Annotated in this window: 25 protein-coding genes; 7 read left to right on the forward strand and 18 right to left on the reverse strand. The window is 49.0% G+C overall.

All coding sequences use genetic code 11. The features are described 5' to 3' along the window. Window positions 1–80: 80 nt before the first annotated feature. From SSCH_RS02710 to SSCH_RS02750, 9 genes are all read right to left on the reverse strand, one after another. Complete coding sequence (locus SSCH_RS02710; RefSeq protein ID WP_052835226.1) at window positions 81–1,082, reverse strand: 2-hydroxyacyl-CoA dehydratase family protein; 1,002 nt, start codon at window positions 1,080–1,082, stop codon at window positions 81–83. Continuing rightward, the gene (locus tag SSCH_RS02715; protein ID WP_044664129.1) at window positions 1,079–2,350 is read right to left on the reverse strand and encodes a 2-hydroxyacyl-CoA dehydratase subunit D; all 1,272 of its coding nucleotides are present in this window, start codon (window positions 2,348–2,350) and stop codon (window positions 1,079–1,081) included. Before SSCH_RS02715 ends, SSCH_RS02710 begins: the two co-directional genes overlap by 4 nt. A 343-nt stretch (window positions 2,351–2,693) precedes the next feature. After that, the gene (locus SSCH_RS02720; protein WP_044664130.1) at window positions 2,694–3,440 is read right to left on the reverse strand and encodes a cell wall-active antibiotics response protein; all 747 of its coding nucleotides are present in this window, start codon (window positions 3,438–3,440) and stop codon (window positions 2,694–2,696) included. A gap of 622 nt (window positions 3,441–4,062) precedes the next feature. Next, a complete protein-coding gene (locus SSCH_RS02725) occupies window positions 4,063–5,070 on the reverse strand; it encodes a bactofilin family protein (protein WP_156972050.1) in 1,008 nt (335 codons plus the stop codon). Continuing rightward, window positions 5,054–5,965: a DUF8173 domain-containing protein gene (locus SSCH_RS02730; protein ID WP_044664132.1), complete on the reverse strand. Its 912-nt coding sequence runs from the start codon at window positions 5,963–5,965 to the stop codon at window positions 5,054–5,056. The genes SSCH_RS02725 and SSCH_RS02730 overlap by 17 nt, the downstream gene beginning before the upstream one ends. Then, the gene (locus SSCH_RS02735) at window positions 5,962–6,159 is read right to left on the reverse strand and encodes a hypothetical protein (protein ID WP_044664133.1); all 198 of its coding nucleotides are present in this window, start codon (window positions 6,157–6,159) and stop codon (window positions 5,962–5,964) included. Before SSCH_RS02735 ends, SSCH_RS02730 begins: the two co-directional genes overlap by 4 nt. Before the next feature lie 14 nt (window positions 6,160–6,173). Continuing rightward, entirely contained in the window at window positions 6,174–6,872 is a 699-nt protein-coding gene (locus tag SSCH_RS02740; RefSeq protein WP_044664134.1) for a zf-HC2 domain-containing protein, read from the reverse strand. Next, on the reverse strand, window positions 6,869–7,441 hold the full coding sequence (locus SSCH_RS02745) for an RNA polymerase sigma factor (protein WP_044664135.1): 573 nt from the start codon (window positions 7,439–7,441) through the stop codon (window positions 6,869–6,871). The genes SSCH_RS02740 and SSCH_RS02745 overlap by 4 nt, the downstream gene beginning before the upstream one ends. Before the next feature lie 246 nt (window positions 7,442–7,687). Beyond that, window positions 7,688–8,158, reverse strand: a complete 471-nt coding sequence (locus SSCH_RS02750; RefSeq protein ID WP_044664136.1) for an HAD family hydrolase — start codon at window positions 8,156–8,158, stop codon at window positions 7,688–7,690. A 342-nt stretch (window positions 8,159–8,500) separates the two neighbouring features. Here SSCH_RS02750 and SSCH_RS02755 point away from each other — a divergent pair, with 342 nt between their 5' ends. The 3 genes from SSCH_RS02755 to disA are packed head-to-tail and all read left to right on the forward strand — an operon-like array spanning window position 8,501 to window position 13,276. Further along, window positions 8,501–10,606, forward strand: coding sequence for a thioredoxin domain-containing protein (locus tag SSCH_RS02755; RefSeq protein WP_044664137.1), 2,106 nt, complete (start codon window positions 8,501–8,503; stop codon window positions 10,604–10,606). Between the two features lie 41 nt (window positions 10,607–10,647). Beyond that, window positions 10,648–12,042, forward strand: a complete 1,395-nt coding sequence (radA, locus tag SSCH_RS02760; protein WP_156972052.1) for a DNA repair protein RadA — start codon at window positions 10,648–10,650, stop codon at window positions 12,040–12,042. Between the two features lie 19 nt (window positions 12,043–12,061). Further along, window positions 12,062–13,276, forward strand: a complete 1,215-nt coding sequence (gene disA, locus SSCH_RS02765) for a DNA integrity scanning diadenylate cyclase DisA (protein WP_084710875.1) — start codon at window positions 12,062–12,064, stop codon at window positions 13,274–13,276. A gap of 257 nt (window positions 13,277–13,533) precedes the next feature. Here disA and SSCH_RS22225 read toward each other — a convergent pair whose 3' ends face one another. Then, window positions 13,534–13,773, reverse strand: a complete 240-nt coding sequence (locus tag SSCH_RS22225; RefSeq protein WP_332306887.1) for a hypothetical protein — start codon at window positions 13,771–13,773, stop codon at window positions 13,534–13,536. A gap of 316 nt (window positions 13,774–14,089) precedes the next feature. Here SSCH_RS22225 and SSCH_RS02775 point away from each other — a divergent pair, with 316 nt between their 5' ends. The 4 genes from SSCH_RS02775 to ispF all read left to right on the forward strand — a co-directional run bounded on the left by SSCH_RS02775 (window position 14,090) and on the right by ispF (window position 16,990). Continuing rightward, on the forward strand, window positions 14,090–14,569 hold the full coding sequence (locus SSCH_RS02775) for a CarD family transcriptional regulator (RefSeq protein ID WP_044664138.1): 480 nt from the start codon (window positions 14,090–14,092) through the stop codon (window positions 14,567–14,569). A gap of 138 nt (window positions 14,570–14,707) precedes the next feature. Continuing rightward, window positions 14,708–15,829 (forward strand): PIN/TRAM domain-containing protein, encoded by a 1,122-nt coding sequence (locus tag SSCH_RS02780; RefSeq protein ID WP_044664139.1) that lies wholly within the window; start codon window positions 14,708–14,710, stop codon window positions 15,827–15,829. Then, window positions 15,822–15,959, forward strand: coding sequence for an NTP transferase domain-containing protein (locus tag SSCH_RS20715; RefSeq protein ID WP_198142120.1), 138 nt, complete (start codon window positions 15,822–15,824; stop codon window positions 15,957–15,959). Before SSCH_RS02780 ends, SSCH_RS20715 begins: the two co-directional genes overlap by 8 nt. An 11-nt stretch (window positions 15,960–15,970) precedes the next feature. Further along, window positions 15,971–16,990, forward strand: coding sequence for a 2-C-methyl-D-erythritol 2,4-cyclodiphosphate synthase (gene ispF / locus SSCH_RS20720; RefSeq protein ID WP_052835227.1), 1,020 nt, complete (start codon window positions 15,971–15,973; stop codon window positions 16,988–16,990). Window positions 16,991–17,566: 576 nt separating this feature from the next. Here the strand turns inward: ispF and SSCH_RS21600 are convergent. The 8 genes from SSCH_RS21600 to sppA all read right to left on the reverse strand — a co-directional run bounded on the left by SSCH_RS21600 (window position 17,567) and on the right by sppA (window position 23,513). Then, the gene (locus tag SSCH_RS21600) at window positions 17,567–17,743 is read right to left on the reverse strand and encodes a helix-turn-helix domain-containing protein (RefSeq protein ID WP_084710876.1); all 177 of its coding nucleotides are present in this window, start codon (window positions 17,741–17,743) and stop codon (window positions 17,567–17,569) included. Further along, window positions 17,685–18,584, reverse strand: a complete 900-nt coding sequence (locus tag SSCH_RS02790) for a sigma-54 interaction domain-containing protein (RefSeq protein ID WP_052835228.1) — start codon at window positions 18,582–18,584, stop codon at window positions 17,685–17,687. Before SSCH_RS02790 ends, SSCH_RS21600 begins: the two co-directional genes overlap by 59 nt. A gap of 446 nt (window positions 18,585–19,030) precedes the next feature. Then, window positions 19,031–19,309, reverse strand: a complete 279-nt coding sequence (pspAA, locus tag SSCH_RS02795) for a PspA-associated protein PspAA (protein WP_044664140.1) — start codon at window positions 19,307–19,309, stop codon at window positions 19,031–19,033. Further along, entirely contained in the window at window positions 19,309–20,007 is a 699-nt protein-coding gene (locus SSCH_RS02800) for a PspA/IM30 family protein (RefSeq protein WP_044664141.1), read from the reverse strand. The genes pspAA and SSCH_RS02800 overlap by 1 nt, the downstream gene beginning before the upstream one ends. 231 nt (window positions 20,008–20,238) lie before the next feature. Continuing rightward, on the reverse strand, window positions 20,239–20,814 hold the full coding sequence (gene pspAB, locus SSCH_RS02805; protein WP_044664142.1) for a PspA-associated protein PspAB: 576 nt from the start codon (window positions 20,812–20,814) through the stop codon (window positions 20,239–20,241). Between the two features lies 1 nt (window position 20,815). Beyond that, complete coding sequence (htpX, locus tag SSCH_RS02810; protein ID WP_044664143.1) at window positions 20,816–21,700, reverse strand: zinc metalloprotease HtpX; 885 nt, start codon at window positions 21,698–21,700, stop codon at window positions 20,816–20,818. 301 nt (window positions 21,701–22,001) lie between these two features. After that, a complete protein-coding gene (locus SSCH_RS02815) occupies window positions 22,002–22,616 on the reverse strand; it encodes a Yip1 family protein (RefSeq protein WP_044664144.1) in 615 nt (204 codons plus the stop codon). 12 nt (window positions 22,617–22,628) lie between these two features. Beyond that, window positions 22,629–23,513 carry a signal peptide peptidase SppA gene (gene sppA, locus SSCH_RS02820; RefSeq protein WP_232294180.1) on the reverse strand — a complete coding sequence of 295 codons (885 nt, stop codon included), beginning with the start codon at window positions 23,511–23,513 and terminating at the stop codon, window positions 22,629–22,631. Window positions 23,514–23,609 lie beyond the last annotated feature (96 nt).

Here is a 23,609-nt window from a genome sequence, read left to right on the forward strand (position 1 = left end):
CTGTACGGCTAATCTCGATTTTTTGGAAAGACCGGCCTTTTTTAAGGCGTCATCCTCCAGAGCTTTTTCCGCACTGTCCGCTACATGTACACCGGTAGGCAAGAACGGAAAAGGAAACTAATATTTTTAGCTTGCTTGTCCAAGATGACGACATTGGTAGAAGTAGAACCGCTGTCAATTCCGGCGGTATACTGCTCAAGCCGTCTGGGATGCACCGTAGAGAAGTGCTTTCTCGCCGGAGGTGCTGTCAGGGGTGCTTTTAAGTTTTCAAAAAACGCTTCTGTTCGGGTTTTGAGTTGTGCAGCTCCCTGTGTAGTGTAATCTGTTTCGATTTTTATAATTGGTATTGTTAATTGTTTTCTCAGCTTCATATATTCGAAACCATAATAATCACAGAAATTCACGGTGTTATAGATAATTCCTTTTAAATTGGGGTCATTGACCAGCATTTTGCGCGAGGAGATATCGGTCATTCTCATGCAGGGTGTTTGTGATAAGAGCTCATCTGCATACCACTCCAGCAGTTCTTCTAATGAATCCGTAAGGGGCGGGTTGCGAAAGGAGCGGACATCGGTGCAGGTGTTGTTTTTAACAGGAAGTGGGGAGGCCCCTTTTATGAACTCCATCAATTCTTCACTCAGCCTCGCACCCGTCACTGCAATATAATGGCCATCCGTCTCCTGCACATTCTGAGCGAATGCCCTGCGGAATTTTGCGCAGTCGAAGTTTTTACCTGAGTAAGCAGTGTAGTCTTTGATAAATTTGAGCAGTTCGTTTTTATAAATGTTCTTGCTGCAATGCTTATTTATATGTGGGAGATTCAGTAAAAAAACCGTCTGGTTTATGCTGCGCAGTACATCACATGCGCTCTCCAGGGAATCACAGCAGTTGGTTAATAGAAGTGCATCTGAACTGTTTTTCATGCGAGTTTCAATCAGTGCCCGTGAAAAACTGCATATGTTCCTGTGGGTCAGCTGATCAACTGCAGCAAAATTGTCTGGCAGCGGATTGCATAATGTGCACTCCTCTCCAAACCCCTTTACAATTTCCATAGGTGCATATTTGCAAACATAATCTATCATTTTGCTGCCTCCAATATTTCTAAAAACGCCTGCAAGCGGGTGCTCATTTGCCCATCATTGATATTATCCCTGTCACAGCCGTCACCGTCCAGTATTAAGACAGGGATACCTGCTGTCTCCAGCATATCTTTTATCAGCTCAGCACTGCCAAGTGTCCTTTTACAGCCCCAATGGTTAAAATAAACCACCCCATCTGCACGAAGCAGGTTGGCCATCTCAATCAGTTTATCAGCGCGTTTTTTTGTTGGGCCGCACATTGTGTTAAGAAGCAGTTTGCGTGCCATAGACTCATAGGGATGGTCCTCATCCATAGGGATCAATGAGTCAAAATTTAAGTCACAACATAACAGCTGATATCTGCGGCTAAAATTGAGAACACTATTGATGGAATCCTGCCAGTACGGAAGTATGTGAGCCCATAGAATACGGATCTCTCCATTTGACTGAGGAGCATTTCGCACATCCTCCAGCAACTGTTTAAAGTAATGTTCTGCTTCACTCGTTCCAAGCAGAATGTGTGTGAAAAAAAGCTTGTACATTTCAGATGTTAGATTGTTTGATAGAAATTTTCCGGGCAACTCTTGAAAGTGATCACTGTAATAATTCAGTGAACGGTTTTCACTGCGGATTACCGCTTTTAGCTTTTCATGATCGATTTTTTTGCTCATAACATCTTCCATGAATTCACTCATTTTGCGAAACTGGTCAGCAACATATTTGACTGTCTCCACACTGTATTCGGAAGGCACGTCAATTGTAAAGTGGGGTACCTTCCAGTGATCCGCAAGTGTCCGAAAGGTAAGGGTATTGGCATCACATACCAGGGTGGTGTTCACAATAAACCTTGATTTAGGCAACACATCTGATAACGCTGCTCCCAACAGTGTTTTATGGTAGGAACAATATTGTTTTGGGATACCGTAATTTTCGGCAAAGTCGATAAATGCTCGTTCAGTATATGCTCCGTTTAGATAGCCGGACAATCCTTCAACAAATTGAGGTGTGATGCCCATGGCCTGCAAAAGGCCACAGGGAAAAAACAAATTGACAACTGCTGAATTTATCGGCTCCCTGAGGGGTTTATGGATGGTATCATTACAAACTGCTGCGGCGTATTTCTGATGAGGCAACAGCCTTTGGTCCGGAAAATATTTTGTCACCAAACCGCTGACTGTGTAGCCGGCATTTAATAGGGAAAAGGCTCTTTGTGGTTGGGCTGTTATATTATTGCCCACTGTATCTCCGAATTTTTTGACGATCCTGTACACAGAAAAAACTCCTATTATTAATCAATCTATCACCATATCACTCTCTTTCCTGTCCCTGCTTAGCACTGTTCCAAGAGACCCCTCCTAAATTAGTGGCCAAGACGAGTCAAAAAGAACTTCATTGACAAGTTGGGCAGAAAAACTGCTCCCGGCTGTCGCCCATTATCCTTATTGTCGCAGTTCTAGCGTTTAACTTCAACCCCGCCCACCACCGGCAGGGCTCTGATTATAAGCTTTTTCTGGGATGCACCGTGCATATCAGAGATGCGCCGGGAACCGTCCCCGGTGCATGCGAAATGCACGAAACAACAGAAATGCGCCGGGAACCGTCCCCGGTGCATCTCTAATGTTTCACTTCAACCCCGCCCATCACTGTCAGGGCGTTGATTATAAGCTTTTTCCGGGATGCCGGGTCACCTGTGTATTCGGTTTTCCTGCTGGCGATGATGCCTCCGGCTTCCTCCCGCAGAATAGTTAACCCTCCCAGGACAGCGGTTCCATCGCTGACTACAGTGAGATCCGGGGGAACATGGAGTGTGATCCCGCCCATGATGGCAGTCAGGTTTAACACAACCTCGCGTTCGGGGATTTCCGCCACAGTGAGGTCCATATCTACCCCACCCATAAAGGCGAATACATTGGCATCATCCAGTTTCCACCCCTTATTTTTAAAAGCCAAACCGCTCATTACCGCCCAGTGGGTGCCACCTGCACCGGACATTCTCCTGGTTCCGCGGATCAGGCTCCAGCCGATGAGGATCACCACAAGCGGCCAGAAGATCTTCCAAAAGAGTGAGATGTCAAAGTGAAAAAATTTAAGGTTTCGTCCCAGGATAAGCAGTCCGATCACCAGCAGAATGAGTCCGGTTATAATACTACTGAAATTGCGTTCCCTTTTTTCTTGCTGGTTTCTCCTGCCCAAAAACTCCTGTCCCAGCACATCAAAGCCCCACAAAACCAAGATTACCGGCCAGTAAGTTGTGATCAGGTTGCCCAGGCTGATGTTCGTCAAGCCTAGATTGTTAAAAAGCCAAAGAACACCGATGAGCAACACTAGCCCACCCACTAAAAACATGCTTTTTCCGCCCATTTTATCCCTCCTTTAGTAGGTGCCTTTTTCCGTAATCCTTAGCTCTCCATACAACAAGAAGAAACCGTACCCGACTCTCCTAACCGTTTTGTGTCAATTAAACCCCTGCTAAATGATGTCCTGTGCTAACTAGCTGACTATCCTAACCGCTCTGTGCCAGCCTCTGGCAGCATGTTTAACCGGCTATAATGCAGCAGACACTGTTGTGTTATTACCTCCCGTGACTTCGGTAGTATTGCAGTACATGCCATTGAAAGAGCCGAATCCAGTCTTAAGATAGGTAGCCCAGTTTCAGTCTTAACTTTCTAAGTGTACTCAGTTGCATGGACGCTGCTGACACCGCTACCCGCTTCTCGCCTCTAACACGCATCATAATAATTCCTTTGTGGATATTATCTTCTATTTTGTCTGTTCAGGTCAATAAGAAAATATCCATCTCACAGGGGCCGCTTGCCAGGGCCATCTCTTGGTGCATCTTAACAATGCAACAGTAACCGTTCCCGTCCGGCGCCATCTCAGATCCTGGTGCACGTCCCAGAAATGCGCCAGGAACCGTCCCCGGTGCATCTCCCAGAAATGCGCCAGGAACCGTCCCCGGTGCACGCGTCCCCGGTGCATTCTTTTAGGCATGACGCCGGTTTGCCAAAGAGACAACTGCCGCCCCCAGGCCTGTGATTTTCAAAAGCCACCCAACAAGCACACCGGCATAGGGCAGCAACGTGATAATACCAATAAAAATTGCACCAAGAAGAGCAGACAGATAGAGTTCCGGTTGCTCTATGCCCAGAGCAGTAAGTGTCTTTTTCCCCACCAGACTGCTTAATCCCGCAAAGCCGAGGAAGTAGGCGCAGGCCAGGGCCAGCCAGAGCAAGCCAGCCAGCGGGATCCCCAGGATGGTGATGATCAGCAGGATAGTTGTCGGTATAGCCAGGAAGGCGATCAATATTCCCCATAAAAAGCTTGGCAGGGGACGTTTCGCCAGCTCACCCGCAGTATTTGCAGTCGCTTTCGGGAAAAGTATACTTATAATGACAAGCACTACAGCTGTCAGGAAGAGGTTCGCCAGGCGCCACCAAAAGGCTGGGGATAATGGCCCAGGGAAAGGATGGCCTTTAAACCACTGCCCTATCTGACCGGCCAGGGCCTCTTCCAGTGTCAAGCTAACCTCGCTGCCGGTTACCACAGCACCAGGATCCATTGCTAGCGTACTCCCGACAACGACCATATCACCGTCGATCCGGGCACTGGGTGTAAGATGTAGTGAACCGCCTACTACTACCAAATTGCCATTTACCTCTCCACTGATCGCAGCTGATCCACCTACCACCACTAGATCCCAGGTGCTTCCTGTGATGTTTGCCGGCCCTCCCACAGCCACAACACTGCCGGCTTTGCCATTAATCTTAGTATTTCCAAAGATGTTTACTGTCCCCTGCCAGACTTCACCGTCAATGCGAGTGGATCCAAACAGTACTAATGTATTGTTTGCCTGCTCCCCTTCAGGAATATAGAGCTCCCCGCCGAGCCTCACCAGGTCTTGGGCACTGGCAGGTGAGGGGCAAAGACCAATGATAAATACTAATGCAACGAAAAAAAGGACACAGGCGAATAGTTTATTCTTCCTTTCCATGATCATTTATCTCCCTTCCTTCGGCAGTTTCAGCGGGGGATTGTTCCTCAGTTCCATCTGGTCGACACGGCTCCTCTGGCTGCGCGGTGTCAACGGTATCCGGTAAAGCCGTCGTATTCGCCTCAGTACGGTTCTCACCGTTTTTGCTCTTGAACCACGGCCGGTTGGTGCCGAACCGTGTTGCCAGAGCGGTGCCCATACCGAACAGGGCGGCCAATGGCCAAACCAGCCAACCGGCCAGCGGTATGGCTTTGATGATCCAGATGAGCAGCATCCCTTTTAATGCCTGAATGATCGGCCTGTCGTCCATAAAGCGCGGCCATCTGTCTCCAAATGCCTTATCCAACTGCTGCCCGGCAAACATGGCCATAACCACAAACCCGATGATCACTATAATGGGCAGGCAGAGCAGCAAGAGAAAGACAACAGGGATTCCGATGATCGTTATTGTCAATGCCAGGAGCACCACCGGAAGGACGACCCAACCCAGCAGACCTATTCCCAATTGGCGGAGCGGCTCTGCCTCCATGCCGTTTTTCATGTTTTTCAGTTTATCTGGGAATACAGCCACAGATGCTGCAGTTAAAGTGAGCAGCCCGAGCAGAGAAAGCAGCCATCCTGAGAAACGTTTCCAGGGGCTGGGGTAGTGGAAATTGTACCTGTAATCGTATGGGAAGGGGTATGGGTTGTAGTGGTACCGGGAGTCCCCCATATCTCTGATCTCTTGGCGAGAGGTGATTCTGCCGCTAATAGAGGCAGAATCCTCCCGTTCGATTGCCCCGGCGATGGCTGTGACATTTCCGGTAACAAGGGATCCGGAGTGAAGCCTGATGTTGCCCGCCATTGCTGTGACATTTCCGTAAACCTTGCCCTCCACATCGATGTTGCCACTCATGGCCACCACATTGCCCTGATTATTTCATCGGGTTTTATGGTGATGTTGCCGGTAAATTGCACCACATCACTCTGGTAAGAGTGGGTTTCTGCAGCATCCTGCTGGGTTCCGGTTTGGGCAAAGGATAGAGCGGGTATCAGACAGAGTGCCACCAGGAGCAGTAAAGCCAGGCCATATCTATGCTTTCTTGCCATAAAATTAATCCCCCTTAAATAAAATGATGTCCATTCCCCAGCATCCTGCCCAACAGCAGGCTGGAGACAAACCCTGTGGCCAGCATAACAGCCCAGGTCACAGGGGATAGTGCCCTGATGATCACAAAGAACGCTTCCCCCAGAGAAAACAGGAAGAGGAGTTTTTGCTGTACCGCGGAGAGCAGCGCAACCAAAAATCCCCCCAGACTGCTTTCCACCTGATAAATCACCGCTGCCAGAGGTGCCGGCAGCAGGCCAAGTGCAGTCTCCAGAATAATCCTGCAGCTCTGGCCAACAGCATGGATTAACGGCAGCTGCCCTGCTCCTGCCAGCAGCCAGCAGGAGAGGCTGAAAGCCAGCAGGAATACACCTGCCAGCAACAGTGCCAGGTTTTTGAGTTTCCAGGGACTTCTGATTCCGGCTGGCTGGAGATTTATAGCTTCTGTTTGCTGATGGTTGATCGCCTCAAGGACAGAGTTGGCAAACCCTGGCCCCGGGTCCTGCTGGGGAAGCTCCAATATGCTGAACATCGCTTCCCACTTCTTTAGCTCCTGGCGGCACTGAGGACAGTCTTTCAAGTGCTGTTTAAACAATACTTCAGCTTCACCTTTCAGCTCTCCATCAAGGTAGTCGGGTATTTTGTCCGTGTTCATGCACCTTTGAGTGAGGATTGCGTACTGTATTTTGTCCTTGTCTGTGCACCTTTTGGTCATTCTTTGTCACTCCTTTGCTCCAGCAGCGGATCTAAAATTTCTCTGAGCATCAAGCGCCCGCGGCGGATCCTGGTTTTGACTGTGTTGAGCGGAAGCTTCATCATCTCTGCTATCTCTTTGTAGCTTAGATCCTGGATGTGCCGCAGTGCGATGGGCATCCGATACTCCCAGGGGAGGGAGGCCACGGCTTCTTCCACCACCTTCTTTATATCTTTTGTCTCCAAGACGGACTCAGGGGAAGAAAGGTCCTCGGGTGCCATAGCTGTATCATCAAAGGGAACTGATACAGCCTCCTTTTCCCGTTTCCAGCGGCGCCAGTGATCACGGGCGATATTTGCTGTGATGGTATAGAGCCAGGGGAGAAAATCCGCATCTTTTCGAAAGCTGGGCAGTGACTTGTAAACCCGCAAGAAAGCTTCCTGGGCTACATCCCGGCCTTCCTCACGGTCCCCCAGCAGGCGCACAGCCATTGTATATACTGTTTTTTGGTAGCGACCCACCAGCTCGGCAAAGGCCTGTTGATCACCCTGCTGGCTCAATGTAATCAATTCAGCATCTGGCCGCGCCATTAGATTCCTCCCCGGTCTTTCTATATGGTAGTACGTAAATTATACACAAAAAGTTTCACAGACAGGGGCCATGACCGTCACCAGGGCAAGAAAAGTAGTAACTGCCAGGAATATGGTTATTTTCCTGGCAGTAAATAACGGTGTGTCCAAACGCAGTGAATTGGCTCAAATGTTTAATGTTAGTTTAGCAAGGGTGTCACGAGGGTACCATGATGTTCTTGAAAATGAGCCTTGCCCCCGTTAACGTTAAAGGCGCAGTGTGGCTATCAATCTCAACCGATTTAATAACAACCCAAGTGCATCGTGGATGTCTTTTACAACAATATCTGCTTCTTTTATTGTTTTCTGAGCTGCGCCCTCGCCACCGATCACAACTATTCCCAAGGCAGCTTTTTTTAGCATCAAGCTGTCATTTACTCCGTTCCCGATAGCAACCACATTTTCTGCTCCCAGTGAATCCACGAATTCCTCTTTCTCCAGTGAACCATTATCAGTTGTTAACACCCTCATTTTGCCTTTGATGTTCTGGCACTTTTGATTTACTGTGCCGAAGGTATCTGCTGTAATGATATAGATATTCAGATCATCTGCCAGTTGGTTTATTTTCTCTTCAATGCCGCTGTTCAAATTGCCGTCAAAGGCGATGGTGCCATTGTAGTCAAGAACCAGGTGCTTCAAGTGTAAAGTTCCCATACCGGGTATATCGACCTCTATCAACCGGTGTCACCTCCAGATGCACGGAGACGGTTCCCCTTGCATTTGATGTTGTAAATTATTCTTATTAAGTTAGTTAATCGCTAAATTTATCAACAATAATACTATTATACTTGATAAAGACGAAGGCGCGATATTTACGCTAGAAAAATATGCCCTGATATGTTTTACAGGGATTTTTTTCTGAAAGGGGTTTTAGATGCACTGGAACAGTTTTCCCGGATTACCGTCAGCCTTTGGAACACTCAGCCCAAGGATATCAAGTTGCCGGACAGGATACGGGATATCACGAAAGGGGATAATATTGACAAAAACATTGATCGTTAAATAAGGAGCGATATACAAATGTCCCCAATTAATACCCGCAAACCGAACCACCTGATTCACGAAAAAAGCCCATATCTTCTGCAGCATGCCCATAACCCTGTTGATTGGTATCCTTGGGGAGATGAGGCCTTCCGAAAGGCCCATGAGGAGAGCAAACCTGTCTTCGTGAGTATCGGATATTCGACCTGTCACTGGTGCCATGTGATGGAAAGGGAGTCCTTTGAGGATCAGGAAGTAGCGGATATTCTTAATGAGGGCTTTATTTCGGTCAAGGTGGACCGCGAGGAAAGACCTGATATCGACAGTTTGTATATGAGTGTCTGTCAGGCCATGACTGGTAGTGGGGGGTGGCCGTTGACGGTGTTTCTTACCCCAGACCGCAAGCCCTTTTTTGCAGGTACCTATTTTCCTAAGCATTCTCGTTATGGAAGGCCGGGGCTGATCGAGCTTTTAAAGGCCATCAGGGAAAAGTGGGAGGCGGACAGCGAGCACCTGCAGGGGCTGGGGGAGGAGATCTTAAGTGATATTGCAGAGCAGATGGGGGATAGTTCGCCTGGGGAGCCTGGCCCTGAGCTTCTGCACAGCTGTTACCATATCATGGAGAAAACCCATGATTCCCGTTACGGTGGCTTTGGAAGTGCGCCCAAATTCCCTACCCCGCATCATCTTCTCTTTTTGCTCCGCTACTGGAAGCGTTTCCGAGAGCCACGTGCCCTGGAGATGGTGGAAAGAACTCTGCTGAGCATGTACTGCGGCGGTATGTTCGACCACATCGGATTCGGGTTTTCCCGCTATTCCACTGACAGGGAGTGGCTGGTCCCTCACTTTGAGAAGATGCTCTATGATAATGCCCTGCTCTCTCTTGCCTACCTGGAGGCCTATCAGGCAACCGGCAAGGAGTTTTATGCCGGTGTTGCCAGGGATGTGTTTGCCTATGTTTTACGGGAGATGACTTCCCCGGAAGGGGGATTTTATACCGCAGAGGATGCGGATTCTGAAGGGGTGGAAGGGAAGTTTTACGTGTGGACGCCGGAGCAGGTAAAAGAGGTGCTGGGAGAGGATGATGGGGAGTATTTTTGTAAGTTGTACGGTATTTCTGAGCAGGGGAATTTTGAGGGGAAGAGCATTCCCAATCTATTGGACAGAATGTTGGATAAAGGGTTGTCCAGAGGGTTGGATGGGCAGGATAAAGCCGGTGAAAGCGAAAACTACCTGTTGAATGAGAGAGCAGATGCACTGCGACAGAGGCTTTTTTCTGCTAGAGAAGAACGTATTCATCCCTTTAAGGATGATAAAATTCTCACTTCATGGAATGGCCTGATGATCGCGGCACTGTCCAGAGGTGCCTGGGTATTGGGGGAGGAGAGATATGCCCATGCTGCAGAAAAGGCAGTGGAGTTTCTGCTGAAAAGTTTGCGCAGCGAAGAGGGGAGGCTGCTGGCTCGTTACCGAGAGGGGGAGGCAGCCTATCATGCTTATCTGGATGATTATGCCTTCCTTGCCTGGGGGCTGTGGGAGCTCTATCAGGCCACTTTTCAAGTGAAGCATCTTGAAGAGGCGCTCAGACTTACCAAGGAGATGTGCCAGCTTTTTTGGGATACAGAGGATGGGGGATTTTATTTTACAGCGGAAGATGGCAGTGAGGAACTCGGTGCCAGGGGCAAGGAGATCGCTGATATGGCGCTCCCTTCCGGTAATTCTGTAGCTGCCTGGAATCTTTTGCACCTGGCCGGGCTGACCGGAAATGGTGAACTGGAGGATGCTGCTCGCGGGCAGCTGCATGCCTTTGGCGGTGCGGTGGAAAGTGCGCCTCAGGCATATACATTCTATCTGTGTGCCCTGGATTTTTCCCTGGGGCCGCCTCAAGAGATTGTTGTAGCCGGAGAAAAGGATGACACCAGAACCCGGGAGATGCTTCAAGTGCTGCATGCTGCATATCTACCGCGGGCAATAATACTGCTAAATCAACCCGGTAATGAAGGCGAAAAGCTTGCTGCCATATCTCCGAATGCTGCCGGCAAAGTACCTCTAGATGGAATACCTGCTGTTTACATCTGCGAAAATTACACCTGCCAGGAACCTGTGACTGACCCAGAGGAACTGGCGGAACGAGTACGTGAATAAAGCAAGCCTGGCCGCAGAAATAATGTTATAATAGTGTAGAATTGGATGAGAGGTTGGAGGCTGTGGGGCGGGATAAGATAAGTTATTTTTGTGGTGAATGTGGATATGAGGCCGCGAAGTGGCTGGGGCGGTGTCCTGGCTGTGGAACATGGAATTCTTTTTGTGAAGCTCCTGTGTCTAAGCCCAAAAAGGGTTTTACAAGAGCATCGGGTTTGTCTCCTGCTGCGACGGAGGCGGTTCCTTTATCGGAAATTGAGGGCGGATCTCCTGAAGAGCGTTTCCCTGGCCAGTCCAGGGAATTAGACCGTGTCCTGGGTGGGGGGATCGTTCCTGGTTCTGTGATCCTGTTGGGCGGAGCCCCGGGGATCGGAAAATCCACACTGCTGCTACAGTTGGCTGCCTTTATAGCGGAGAATAAGGGACTTGTTTTATATGTATCAGGGGAGGAGTCTCGCCGGCAGGTGCAGATGCGGGCGCGACGCCTGAGGGCAGCATCTGATCGCCTTTATTTCTATGCCGAAACCAATCTAAACGATATTTGCCGGACTATTGAAGAGCTCTCACCTGTCCTGGTGATTGTTGACTCGATTCAAACCACATTTAATGCAGAACTACCCATGCACCCCGGGAGTATTGGCCAGCTCCGAGAGTGCACAGCTGAATTAGTGAGATTGGCTAAAACCTGTGGCAGCGCTTGTTTCCTGGTGGGTCATGTGACAAAGGAGGGGGCGCTGGCGGGGCCCAAGGTTCTGGAGCACATGGTTGATGTGGTTCTCTCTTTTGAAGGGGAGCGCCATCAGAACCTGCGGCTTTTGCGCGGGGTGAAGAACCGCTTTGGTGCAACTGATGAAGTGGCGGTTTTTGCCATGGGAGAGGAAGGGCTCCAAGAGGTAGACAATCCTTCTGCACTGTTTCTGGAGGAGAGAGCAGTGGGTGGTGGGCCTGGTTCTGTGGTTGTGGCTGCTCTAGAGGGAACCCGTCCGATCCTGGTGGAGATTCAGGCATTGGTTTGTCCTACGGTTTTCGGGTCTCCCCGCCGGGCGGCAACCGGTGTCGATTACAACAGAGTAGTTTTAGTTGCTGCTGTTTTAGAAAAACGCCTCGGGCTCTCCCTGGCAAATCAGGACCTTTATGTAAATGTTGTGGGTGGACTAAAAGTAATGGAACCTGCTGTGGATCTGGGTATAGCTGTGGCTTTGGCCTCCAGTTACCGCAATAGTGCGGTTGCAGAGGATACAGTGATCCTGGGAGAAGTGGGACTTACCGGAGAAGTCAGGGGTGTGAGTTTTATGGAACAGCGTGTCAAGGAGGTTGTGCGTTTAGGATTTCGGCGAATCTTGGCCCCGGTGCGCAGTCTGGAACTTCGGGATAAGTTTCAGGGCCTTGATTTTATGGGTGTTAGGACGGTACAGGATGCTCTTGATCAGTTGATTTAGGTGTTTAGGGGGATATGCTTTGAGAGAGGAACAGGCACAGGTATTAGAAGATCAACTTAATGTTAAAGAAGAGAAGGTAAAAGAAGAGAAACCGACAAAAGCTAAGGTACCAGTCAGGGAAAGCTCTAAAGAAGTACGGGAGACAAAGGATGAAAAAATTGATGCCCGGGAGGAAAAAGATGATGGCATTATCGGGGCTCTCAAGCTTGTGGCCCCTGGCACACGTCTAAGGGAAGGTTTAGACAGCATCTTGAGAGCAAAAACCGGGGCATTGATCGTGCTCGGCGACAGCGCCGAGGTCCTGGAAGTGGTTGAAGGAGGATTCCATCTTGATGCGGAGTTTGCCCCTCCCAGCCTTTACGAGCTGGCGAAAATGGATGGGGCCATCGTTCTCAGCGAAGATGCCAGGAGAATTCTCTATGCCAATGCTCAATTGATCCCGGACCCTTCTATCCCTTCAGTGGAAACAGGGATCAGGCACAGGACTGCTGAGAGGGTGGCACGCCAGACAGGCACACTGGTTATTGCTATTTCCCAGCGGCGCGGTGTAATCACTCTGTACAGAGGCGCTAACCGCTATAGCTTGCAGGACATCAGTGTCATTCTATCCAAGGCTAATCAGGCTGTTCAAACCCTTGAGAAATACAAGCGTGTTCTGGATAAGGCCCTGGTAAACCTGACGGCCCTTGAGTTTGAGGATCTCGTCACTGTTTATGATGTGGTCTGGGTGGTACAGCGGGGAGAGATGGTCTTGCGCATCGTCCGTGAACTAAAGAATTATATAAGCGAGCTGGGTACAGAAGGGCGACTCATAACAATGCAGGTGGAGGAGTTGGTGACTAATGTCCAAGATGATCTTATCTATGTCGTCCAGGATTACCTCGAAGGTGGGAATAAAAAGGCTGTAGAAGTTCTACAGACCATCGGCAATTGGTCCTCAGATGATCTGCTGGAGCTTCCCAATATCAGCCGCGCTCTTGGTTGGGGTTCAGGGACAAGCGGACTGGAGGTTTCTGTTCACCCTCGCGGGTATCGTGTTTTACAAAGAATTCCCAGACTGCCTGCGCCCATTATCGAAAATCTCATCAATAGATTTGGAAACTTCCAGAGTGTGCTCAAGGCATCCATTGAGGAACTGGATGATGTGGAAGGGATCGGTGAGGTGCGGGCAAAGGCGATCAGAAACGGGTTGCGTCGTTTACAGGATCAGGTGATGCTGGAGAGATATATGTAAGAGCAGGGTGGCTAAGATAAAAAAAAGGGCAAGCTACATTAGCAGCCCTTCAACAGGTTTACTTATTCATAATTTCTTTTAATGTTAATGCGCTTTTTGCTCAGGTTAAATTGAAGATCCTGAGTGTAGAAAGCTTACTATGCTCTTTTAGGAAAAGGTCGTAGAGGTTTAGATTCAGTAGGTTGCAGAGAGCCGCCATGTAGAAAAGTGTTTTGCCAAATTCGGTTTCCACCATTTCCCTGCAGCTGGGACAGAGTTCACCGTTGAGATGACTTCCGAAGTATTCTTTGATTTCCAGAAGAGAGATGTCTTGTGGGATCTTCTTGTTTTTTGGCTTCAATGCTGATGCAGCCACATCCGGTAACTGCTTTGATGGTTGCTCTGTTGGTGCGGGCACATGCTTCCTGGAATTTGGAAAGGACATCCAAAACACTGTGGTGGCGAATTAATAGTTCAGAAACGGCATTCTGGAATTCATCACAGATCAGGTCCTTCATTAAGCAGACCTCCTCACACCTGATGCTCTTTTAAATCAATTATAGTACCAGCTATCCGGTGTTGTCAATGGGCCGACGCGGTAGAGGTGAGATTTCCCCACTTTGCTGATGACCCACTTGTTTCACATCTGATCAATTTCCAACGACTAACCACCAACCTGAAAAACGGAAGCCGGAAGTCTGACGGCAAAATAATCTTTTGTTTTTTCCAACGACCAACCACTAACCACTAACCACCAACTACAAGCTCCTGTTTTTGACAGCCAATGTCACTTCTGGTATAATAAATTTAAGAAAACTCCAGGAGGCCGGAACTATGTTTAAGGTTGGAGATCATATCGTTCACCCAATGCACGGCGCCGGGGTTGTGGAGGGACTTGAAAAGCGGGGGGAACAGAAACAGATTTATTTCGTTCTCCGTCTTTTTTCAGGCAACTTAAAGGTTCTTGTACCAGCCGATAAAACAGACAAAATCGGGGTGCGCCGTGTAATTACCGAAGATGAAATCGCAAGTGTTGTAAAGGTTCTCGAAAGAGATGACCAGGAAAAAACTATTCCGAACTGGAACCACCGCTACCGGGCCAACCTTGAAAAAATCAGAACAGGGAATGTGTTTGCCGTTGCAGAGGTTGTCCGTTCACTTATGCGCCAGGATCAAAGGAAGGGCTTGTCCTCAGGTGAAAAAAGGATGTTGGAAAGCGCCTTCCAGATCTTAAGCAGTGAACTTGTTTTGGCAGGTAATATGGATATGATGGAAGTGGAAACCATGATTAAAGAGGCAGTAGCGGGGGAATAGAAGGGGGCGCCTGAGCATTACGGGCGCTTTTCTTATATTTTGACAAACTATTCTCTTGCTTGAACCGGAAATCTTGCGTATAATGAGAGATATAGTTAACCAAAATAAGGATAATGCCTTTGGAAAGGAGGTGAAAAGATGTTGAGGAAGATCGTAAGGGTTATTTTGGGTTTAATTGGGGCAGGAATAGGGTTTTCTCTAAGTTACTTGCCGTTTATCAACGAACTGATAGCCAGTGCGGGTATCGCCCGGTATTCTATAGTGGGACTGCTGGTACTGGTTACAGGGCTTGCGGGCTTTATGCTGGCACCATGGCTAATCGAAGCTACACTGCGGATGGTTGCTTTCTTTGAAAGCACACTTCTGCACACACCGATGCAGGATTTGATTGGAGGTGCCGTTGGACTTATTATTGGTCTTGTCATTGCTGTCCTTCTTGGTGCGCCTATGAAGAACATCCCCTTGGTGGGACCCTACATTCCGATTGCTTTCAGCTTTCTTTTTGGATATCTTGGTTTAAGTGTGGGTATCAAAAAGAAAGAGGAACTGACGGGTTTGCTGAGTGTGTGGAAAAGCGGGTCAAAACAGGGGCGAGATGGGGGCAAGAGCAGTTATAAAGTACTTGATACCAATGTGATTATCGACGGCAGGATTTCAGATATCTGCCGGACCGGCTTTCTTGATGGGATCCTGATCATTCCACGCTTTGTTTTGGAAGAACTCCAGCACATCGCTGATTCTTCTGATCTGCTGAGGCGCAATAAGGGAAGGCGAGGCCTGGATATTTTGAACCAGATGCGTAAAGAGCAGGGGATCAAAATTGAGATTCGGGATTTTGATGGAGTGGACAACAAGAAAGATGTTGACTACAGACTCATTCAGGTCTGTAAGCGGTTGGGCTGCCCGGTTGTGACCAATGATTACAACCTCAATAAGGTGGCTGAACTGGTGGGTGTCAGGGTACTCAATATCAATGATCTGGCTAATGCTGTAAAACCACTATTCCTTCCGGGCGAAGAAATATCGGGTGTGGATGTTATTCGCGACGGCAAAGAGGCCGGACAGGGGGTTGCCTATCTCGAGGACGGCACCATGATCGTGATCGAGGGAGGCAAGAGGCACATCGGCCAGCGCATCAATGTCGTTGTCACCAGTGTCTTGCAGACTTCGGCAGGACGGATGATTTTTGCCAAACCGAAGATGTCTTTCAAAGATTCATCTTCGTCACGGCGCTATCATGAGGTGAAAGTGATTGGATAAGGTCGGAGGGATAATTGTTGCCGCCGGCAGGGGGAACCGCATGGGTTCCCCCTTAAATAAGGTCTATTTGCCTCTGGGGGAAGATGCTGTTATTTTACACTGCCTCAGGCTTTTGAGAATTCCGGTTTAGTAAATTCGTATGTGGTTGTGGCAAATAAGAGTGATCTCTCCTTTTGCCGTACACTGCTCAACTCTTATCCCCTGACTAAATTGGCGGGGATTGCGGCAGGAGGGGAGACAAGGCAGGAATCGGTTGCTGCCGGATTAGACGCCCTTCCCCAGGACTGTGGGCTTGTTGTTGTCCACGATGGGGCGCGCCCTCTGCTCTCACAGGGTGTGTTAGAGGGGGCGATACAGCAAGCTGTGGTCGACGGTGCTGTGGTAGTTGCTGTTCCGGTCAAAGATACCGTTAAGGTTGTTGAAAACGAAGAGATCAAAGGCACGCCGGAGCGGTCTTCACTCTGGATTGCCCAAACACCCCAGGTGTTTCACAGATCACTGCTTAAAGAGGCCCTGGATGCTGCCAGGGCATCTGGTTTTACAGGAACAGATGATGCTTCCCTTGTGGAGCGGTTGGGTCACCAGGTAAAAATCCATCCGGGTGCTAATGAGAATATCAAGATCACCACACCTGAGGATCTTTTTATAGCACGGGCAATTCTGGGGCTGCGGACAGATGAGCGTGTGGAAAAGCGTACAGGCCTGGGCTATGATGTGCATCCCTTCTGTCAGGGGCGTCCGCTTTTTTTGGGTGGGGTGGAGATCCCGGAAGGGCCTGGTCTCTCCGGGCATTCGGATGGGGATGTTCTTTTGCATGCATTGACTGATGCCTGCCTGGGTGCAGCGGGACTCCCTGATATCGGGCATTACTTTCCACCCTCAGATCCGCGCTGGGAAGGGGCATCCAGTCTGGCACTGTTAGGTATTGCCAGAGGGATCCTGGCAAAAGAGGGGTTTCGCATTGTACAGGTGGATCTTGTTGTAGCTGTTGAAAAACCGCGGCTTGCTCCCTATCTGGAAGAGATGCGCGGCCGGATTGCTGCTGTACTGGGCATTTTGCCTTCTGCTGTAGGTATTAAGGCTACAACAACCGAAGGGTTGGGTTTTGTGGGCAGGGGAGAGGGGGTTGCCTGCTGGGCGGTTGCCACAGTGTGTGGGTAATAATATAAACCCTTTCCTGTTGGCAGGAGAGGGTTTATATTTTATCTGTTTGTACGTCTATGATTACTTCATCTTAAAGGTGGAAAATAGCTGGATCAACAAACATCCCAGGACGACAAACAGGAGTCCTAAGGCTCCCCACATCAGATAGTTACCAACTGCATCTCCCATTGTCAATCCCCCCTTCTGATCATAGTTTATGCAAGAACCATACCTGTGAAACAGCGGTGATAAGGTGGCTATAACACTGTAACATAGAGATCTGATGTTTCATCTATCTCATTTGTGTTTCACCGTGCAACACATTTTGTTTCATTTGCAACAGTAGGGCGTCTGCCAGGGGGACGCGTGCGCTGGGGACAGTCCCCAGCGCATCCAAAATAGATGAGGGAAGCGGGAGGTCGGAAGTGGAAATAGATGTCGGATGCCGGAGGTTGGAGGTCGGGAAAAAGACAGCCTGGCGATAACAAAGGACTGACGGCAAATAAATGTCAAATGTCAAATGTCGCCCTACATCCTAAAGCAAAAAAGCAAGCCTGGCCCCTAGGATGCCTGTCTCAATAGCACGTGCAAGGGTTAAATATTATATTTTTTCAGGCGTCTCCAGAGGGTTGTCCGACTGATCCCTAAGATTTGGGCAGCTTTCTTTTTATTCCCCTGGGCAGCGGCAAGAGCACTTAAGATCGCTTTTTTATCAAGGTTGGCTTTTGTTTGGTGCTTTGGCGGGTTTAGGGATTCGGGTGGGGGGCTCATGGGAGGAAAAGGGATGGGGCTCTATCGGGGAAACGATCAACGATTCTGCAACAAGGTCAGCAGAGATATAGTCGTCATCTGTCAGGATAACCAGACGCTCCATGATGTTTTGGAGTTCTCTGGTATTTCCTGGCCAGTCATGGGCATAAAAATGGTCGATGCCCTTTGGTTCGATGCCCTTGATGTTCTTCTGAAACTTTTGATTGCATACTCCGAGGAAGTGATCCACCAGGACAGGAATATCCTCACGTCGTTCTCTTAATGTCGGTACCAACAGTGTCAGCACATTTATTCTGTAAAAAAGGTCTGCCCGAAAGAGCCTATCCTCTACCAATCCTCTCAGGTCGCTGTTGGTGGCTGCAATAACCCGCACATCTACGGAGATGAGGCGGTCATCACCCAGGCGCATGATCTCGTATTCTTGGAGCACTCGCAGCAGACGGGTCTGCAGTTTGTCAGACATCTCACTGATCTCATCAAGGAAAATGGTTCCTTGATTAGCCATCTCAAAAAAACCCCGTTTGCCTCCCTTTTTCGCACCGGTAAAAGCACCTTCAGCATACCCAAAAAGCTCGCTTTCCAGGAGGTTTTCCGGTACTGCAGCACAGTTGACTGCAATAAAGGGGCCGTCTTTGCGGGGGCTGACATTGTGAATGGCATGAGCAAAAAATTCCTTGCCCACTCCGGTTTCCCCATAGATAAGAACAGTGGCATCAACACTTCCAAAGCGCCTTGCCTTTTCTATGGCTGATTTTATTTTGGCGCTTTTTCCGAGAATGTCGTCAAAAGTGTATTTGGCCACATGCCCACGGCTGCGTATCTTCCTTTTGCTGCTAACCACAGTTCACCTCCTCAAATGTAGGCCGGGATAGGGCGTGGAGACGGAGTAATCAGGGTATTACATTTCGGACGAATGCCAGACTGGTTTGTGGTCCTCAAGGCTGCACGTGCTGTTCCGTAAATGAGCAGTTAAGTAATTTAGTAGGCCGGAGTTAAGTAACAGTGCTGATGAGGGCTTCGAGAATTGCTGTACCTGTGGGCAGAGCCAGCTACTTCGTGTAGTCTACGCGCAAATTCCACACTAACTCATCATTTTGAATAGCTGGCCCCAGGATTAGGAGATATGAGTGTTTACATTTCTTTATTAATATCCATGCTGGCAGGCAGCATCACAGATAGCATCACAGGTAATGGGAATGTTGGAGGTGACAGTAGAACCGTCCCCTGTCACCTTCCTGTCACCTTCCCTGTTACCTTAAGCCGACTGCCGCGCAAATTTACGCAAAATTAGGTCAGATCCCGAGGATAGCCGGCAAACATCTCCCGCGCTTCTTCCAGACTGGTATCAGGTGCCGGTATGATCAGATCCGATTCTACAAGTTCCTCATCGGGGACCTTGACTCCTTTTGTTTGCACAAAGGAAACAACTTTTTGCAGGTTTGCGGTGAACTGGATTTCATCGCTGGCTTCTACCGCATCCAGCAGTGAATTATCCATGGCATCCAGTTCTACAAGGGCATTGCCCTCCACTGTGTACTGTCCCTGTGTGAGTACCCTGATAATCATCACTCACTCACCTCTTTTTTTAAGCGGGCAAGTTCATCTTCCACACGCCCGTCTGCCTGCATTCTTTTGAGTTCTGCTTCTACACTGTCCTTCTCCCCCAGGGAATCCTCCAGGATACCTGTGGCGATCAGTTCATCGATGGCTGAGGCTCGGGCTTGCATTTCACCGGTTTTGCGTTCTGCCCGTTCAATGGCCATGCCGACATCGGCCATTTCCTCAGAGAGGCCCGTCATCGCCTCACCGATCTTCACCTGGGCCTCAGATGCGGAGTACTGTGCCTTGATGACCTCTTTTTTGGTGCGGAAGGCTTCAACTTTAGCCCGCAGGCGATTTTCCACCTGTGCCAGTTTTTCCTGTTCCTGATTTAAACCGCTGACCTGCTCTTCCAGGCTCTGGATCTGCTGTTCCAGCTGCACCTTACGTTCTAAAGCTACCCTGGCCAGGTCCTCACGTCCCTGCCGCAGAGCCTCCCTGGCCTGGTCATCGATTTTCGCCAGGTCATTGCGCAATTTAACTGTCTGCAGTTCCAGCCTCTTTTTTGAAGTAACTACATTTGTGATATTGCGCCTCACATTTTGTAAAAGCTCCAACTGTTTTTCATAAGAGTAGTCTAAGGTTTCCTGCGGATTCTCCATTTGGTCGACGATCTTGTTGATCTTCGACTTAAAAACTGTAGAAATACGCGCCAATAGTCCCATATTATATCTCCTTTCATGTGAAATCGATTCGTCCGTGGCCGACCAACCACCAACCTCACCTCTATTTTTGCCAGTATAAACCACTTCATACCTAAGATGGCAAACTTAACGTTCCCCCGGCACCCGTTCTTCACCACCTCAGGGATATTACGTGGGATGCACTGATGACTGTTCCCCTGCTCGTCTTCCCTTACATGCAGAAATGCGCCAGGAACCGTCCCCGTTGCATCCTCACACAGGGCAGCCCCGGATGGGGTACCATAAAGAGATGTCTTTCTCCCAGGGCAGCTCCTTTTCCAACATGGTAAAGAGGCGTTGTTCCTCATGGTTGTTACGCTGTTCACTTTTTCGATCAATGGGGAGGAAGGGGTAAAATGTGCCGCGTTTGTAATTGTAAATCAGATAAAAGGGTGCTGATTTTGATTGCTGTTCAAAGCGGAAGACCGCAGCCAAAAGTTGGGTGTCGTACCCGCTTTCCTTCAGGGTCTGTGCAGACATATAAATAAGCCCTAACAGGTCATCAAAGTCAGGATCCGTAAACAGCAGCCAGCGGTAGTGGTATTCATCATCCCGAATTTCCAGTTTAGTTTTGGTTTCTGTTACAGATAGTTGTAAGAGATCCCGCAATTCCTCTGCTGCTGTTTGAAAATAGATGCTGGTGGCGGGTTTAAGTGCCAGGCCACACCTCCCGGAAGATTCCCAGCCCAGTTCAGCAAAAGAGACTAAGGCTGTGGACAGCGCAAAAAACGGGTCGATCTGTGCCTTGGGCGGTTTGTTTCTTCCAAAAAGGGCATCAAAAAAACCCATTTTAGCCCCTCATTTCACGTTCAAGTTTCCTGAGGTAGGCCAGGCGCTTTTCCAGAGAAGGATGTGTCGAGAGGAGCTCTGCAAAGCTCCCTCTCAGGGCTGGAAAAATGAAAAAGGCGTTCATTGCTTCTGCCTGCCTCAGGTCGCGGTCCGGTACACGCTTCATAGTGCCGCTGATCTTCAAAAGGGCGCTGCTCAGCATACCCGGGTTGCCGGTGAGAAAGGCAGCCCCACGGTCCGCGGAATACTCGCGGTAGCGAGAGAGCGCACGGATCAAGAAAAAGCTGATCAGCCAGACGAGCAGTGAAACAAGATAGATAAGTATAGCACCACCCCGATCTTCCCTGTCTCTGCCAAAACCGCCGATGAAAAAGAAGTTTTGCACGATGAAGGAGGCCACTGTAGCAAAAAAGCTGGCGATGGTCATCACTGCTACATCTCTGTTTTTGACATGGCTGATTTCATGTGCTAAAACTGCTTCCACCTCTTCAGTTGTTAGCTGCTGCATCAGGCCGTTAGTAACGGCAACAACCGCATTCCTGGGGTTTCTACCGGTAGCAAAGGCGTTGGGAATAGAGGTAGGCATTACTGCTACCCGGGGTTTGGGCATATCTGCAAGCATAGCCAGACGCTCTACTATAGAATGTAGTTCCGGTACCTCCTGCGGGGAGACCTCCCTGGCTCTGGTGCTCATCAGCACCAGTTTATCGGAGAAGTAGTACTGGGACAGAAGCATGATCCCTACAATGATAATGATGGCAGAGTACCCGACTCCTGCATACCATAGAACAGCAGCAAAAAGCAGATAAAGGGCTGCCAGCAGGAACAGTGTCAAAAACATCCTTACCTTCAGTCGGTAATCCACAGGGAAACGAACACGATTCATAAATTGATAACCGTTCCTTTCTTTGTAGCCAAATATTCCTACCCTGAAATTCCTGCATCATCGACCCCTGACTAAACAATTTGCCATCCCCGCAGAGGGATCTCTACAGGCGTAAATTCCCGGAGAACTTCCGGTACTCAAATTTTAAGCAATTCTTTTTGCGTATTTCTTTAGATTTATATGGATCAACCACAATTATCCGACTGCTCGAATCTACATTTTAATTAACAGTGGTAACCCCTTTTTCTTTAGGTGCTATTGGCATTATTTTATGGGCTTTGCCGGGTATTGTCAATCTTTCTTAACCAGTAAAGGTCATAAGCATGGCGACAATGACTCCGGCTAAAATAAGCGCCAGGATAAACAGCAGAACAACCGGAATCAAGAAAGTGGCTACAGCTGCACCTGTACCAATTTGCTGGCTTTCCCTGATGGCGATGATGTTTAGGACAAGCACCCAAATTGCTACGGCAAAACTTATTACACCGCCTATGATAAGGCCGCCTGCCCCCGCCAAAGAGGCGAGAGCCGCCAAAGGGGCTCCTATAATATAGGGGGTCGAGGCGTAGCCAAGGCCCGCAAGCATGCCGCTAAAGGTTCCTTGTCCCTTAAAGAGTTTTGCAAATAGAAAGAATATCCCTCCCGCGATCACCCATGCCAGCAGACCACCGAACAAGGATGAGAAGATTGTAAAGGCAGGGGAATACTGAATTGAATCCATAAGCGGTTGATCACTAAACTGCTCTAAGTAGCGAAACAAAAGATCTTGGTTCCCCTGTGCCACCAGGCTGCTCATTCCTTGAAGAATGGCAACAACTACAATAATAAGCAGCCCCTCTTTCCATAAATTCTTTTCAGCCACCTGGTTAAGGGTTTTCCCAGGTGCTCTTAGCGCTCCGAAAATGCGTTCCCACATATTCTCTCCCTCCTAATATTTTATCGTTGTATAAGCAGGTGGCAGGGGTAGGGGGTATTGGTGTTTGAAGAGTTGGATACCCCACAGCAGGTCGAAGATGCTGGGTGCCCGGTGGTATTCTATCACCTGGGGTTCCCCTTTAATTCCTGCCAGTTTGGCTGCCAGTTTGATGGCCTCCCGTTGTCCCCCCAGTTCATCCACCAGCCCATTTTCTTTGGCCTGGCTTCCGGTATAGATCCTTCCGTCAGCAAGCTGGCGCACCTTTTCCTCCGGCATGCCGCGTCCGTTGGCTACAGCATTAATAAAATCATCATAGATATCACTGGTGATCTCTTGCATAATTATTTCTTCCTCAGGTGTCAGCGGCCGGGAAGAGGAGAGCATATCTTTGTGGGGACCGCTTTTGAAGACACGCTCTTTGTAGCCAATCATCCGGTAAAGCTCTTCCAGATTGGGAACAACGGAGATCACCCCGATGCTGCCTGTTATTGTGGATGAAAGGGCCACGATCTTGTCAGCGGCTGCTCCTACAAAATAGCCACCTGAGGCTGCTGTCTCGCCGAAAGATGCGACCACTTTTTTACCGGATTTTTTAAGGTGCAGTACCTGGTCATATAGTTCCTGGGATGCGCTGGCACTGCCCCCCGGGGAGTCAATCCTCAAAACCACCGCTTTCAGGGAGCGGTCCTTTTCGGCCCTTTCCAAATCAGCCATTGTCAAGCTTGCGCTGGAAGCACCTCCCAGAAGAGAGGAGTCCTGGCTGAGGGTAATTGGTCCCGAAAGATGGATGACAGCAACTTTATCAGAACCGGTGAAGGCCTTTCCGCTGCTTTCAGGTCTCCCTTTAGAGCCTACAACCACTGCGATCAGAGTGATCAGTATGCTTGCAGTTGACAATAATTTTATTCCGGCCTTTTTTTGAATTCCAAATGATTATCACCTCCTGTTCAATAAATATTATAGAGCGGATCAAGTTCAGAAACAAATCACTTG

The sequence above is a fragment of the Syntrophaceticus schinkii genome (assembly GCF_000946815.1).
GTDB classification, from domain to species: domain Bacteria; phylum Bacillota; class DSM-12270; order Thermacetogeniales; family Thermacetogeniaceae; genus Syntrophaceticus; species Syntrophaceticus schinkii.

Bases quoted from the DNA above. Each gene is read 5' to 3' on its own strand.
- SSCH_RS02710 (WP_052835226.1), bottom strand. From the start codon at position 1,082: ATGATAGATTATGTTTGCAAATATGCACCTATGGAAATTGTAAAGGGG.
- SSCH_RS02720 (WP_044664130.1), bottom strand. From the start codon at position 3,440: ATGGGCGGAAAAAGCATGTTTTTAGTGGGTGGGCTAGTGTTGCTCATC.
- SSCH_RS02725 (WP_156972050.1), bottom strand. From the start codon at position 5,070: ATGGAAAGGAAGAATAAACTATTCGCCTGTGTCCTTTTTTTCGTTGCA.
- SSCH_RS02730 (WP_044664132.1), bottom strand. From the start codon at position 5,965: ATGAGTGGCAACATCGATGTGGAGGGCAAGGTTTACGGAAATGTCACA.
- SSCH_RS02735 (WP_044664133.1), bottom strand. From the start codon at position 6,159: ATGGCAAGAAAGCATAGATATGGCCTGGCTTTACTGCTCCTGGTGGCA.
- SSCH_RS02740 (WP_044664134.1), bottom strand. From the start codon at position 6,872: ATGACCAAAAGGTGCACAGACAAGGACAAAATACAGTACGCAATCCTC.
- SSCH_RS02745 (WP_044664135.1), bottom strand. From the start codon at position 7,441: ATGGCGCGGCCAGATGCTGAATTGATTACATTGAGCCAGCAGGGTGAT.
- SSCH_RS02755 (WP_044664137.1), top strand. From the start codon at position 8,501: ATGTCCCCAATTAATACCCGCAAACCGAACCACCTGATTCACGAAAAA.
- SSCH_RS22225 (WP_332306887.1), bottom strand. From the start codon at position 13,773: ATGAAGGACCTGATCTGTGATGAATTCCAGAATGCCGTTTCTGAACTA.
- SSCH_RS02775 (WP_044664138.1), top strand. From the start codon at position 14,090: ATGTTTAAGGTTGGAGATCATATCGTTCACCCAATGCACGGCGCCGGG.
- SSCH_RS02780 (WP_044664139.1), top strand. From the start codon at position 14,708: ATGTTGAGGAAGATCGTAAGGGTTATTTTGGGTTTAATTGGGGCAGGA.
- SSCH_RS21600 (WP_084710876.1), bottom strand. From the start codon at position 17,743: ATGAGCCCCCCACCCGAATCCCTAAACCCGCCAAAGCACCAAACAAAA.
- pspAA (WP_044664140.1), bottom strand. From the start codon at position 19,309: ATGATTATCAGGGTACTCACACAGGGACAGTACACAGTGGAGGGCAAT.
- SSCH_RS02800 (WP_044664141.1), bottom strand. From the start codon at position 20,007: ATGGGACTATTGGCGCGTATTTCTACAGTTTTTAAGTCGAAGATCAAC.
- pspAB (WP_044664142.1), bottom strand. From the start codon at position 20,814: ATGGGTTTTTTTGATGCCCTTTTTGGAAGAAACAAACCGCCCAAGGCA.
- htpX (WP_044664143.1), bottom strand. From the start codon at position 21,700: ATGAATCGTGTTCGTTTCCCTGTGGATTACCGACTGAAGGTAAGGATG.
- SSCH_RS02815 (WP_044664144.1), bottom strand. From the start codon at position 22,616: ATGTGGGAACGCATTTTCGGAGCGCTAAGAGCACCTGGGAAAACCCTT.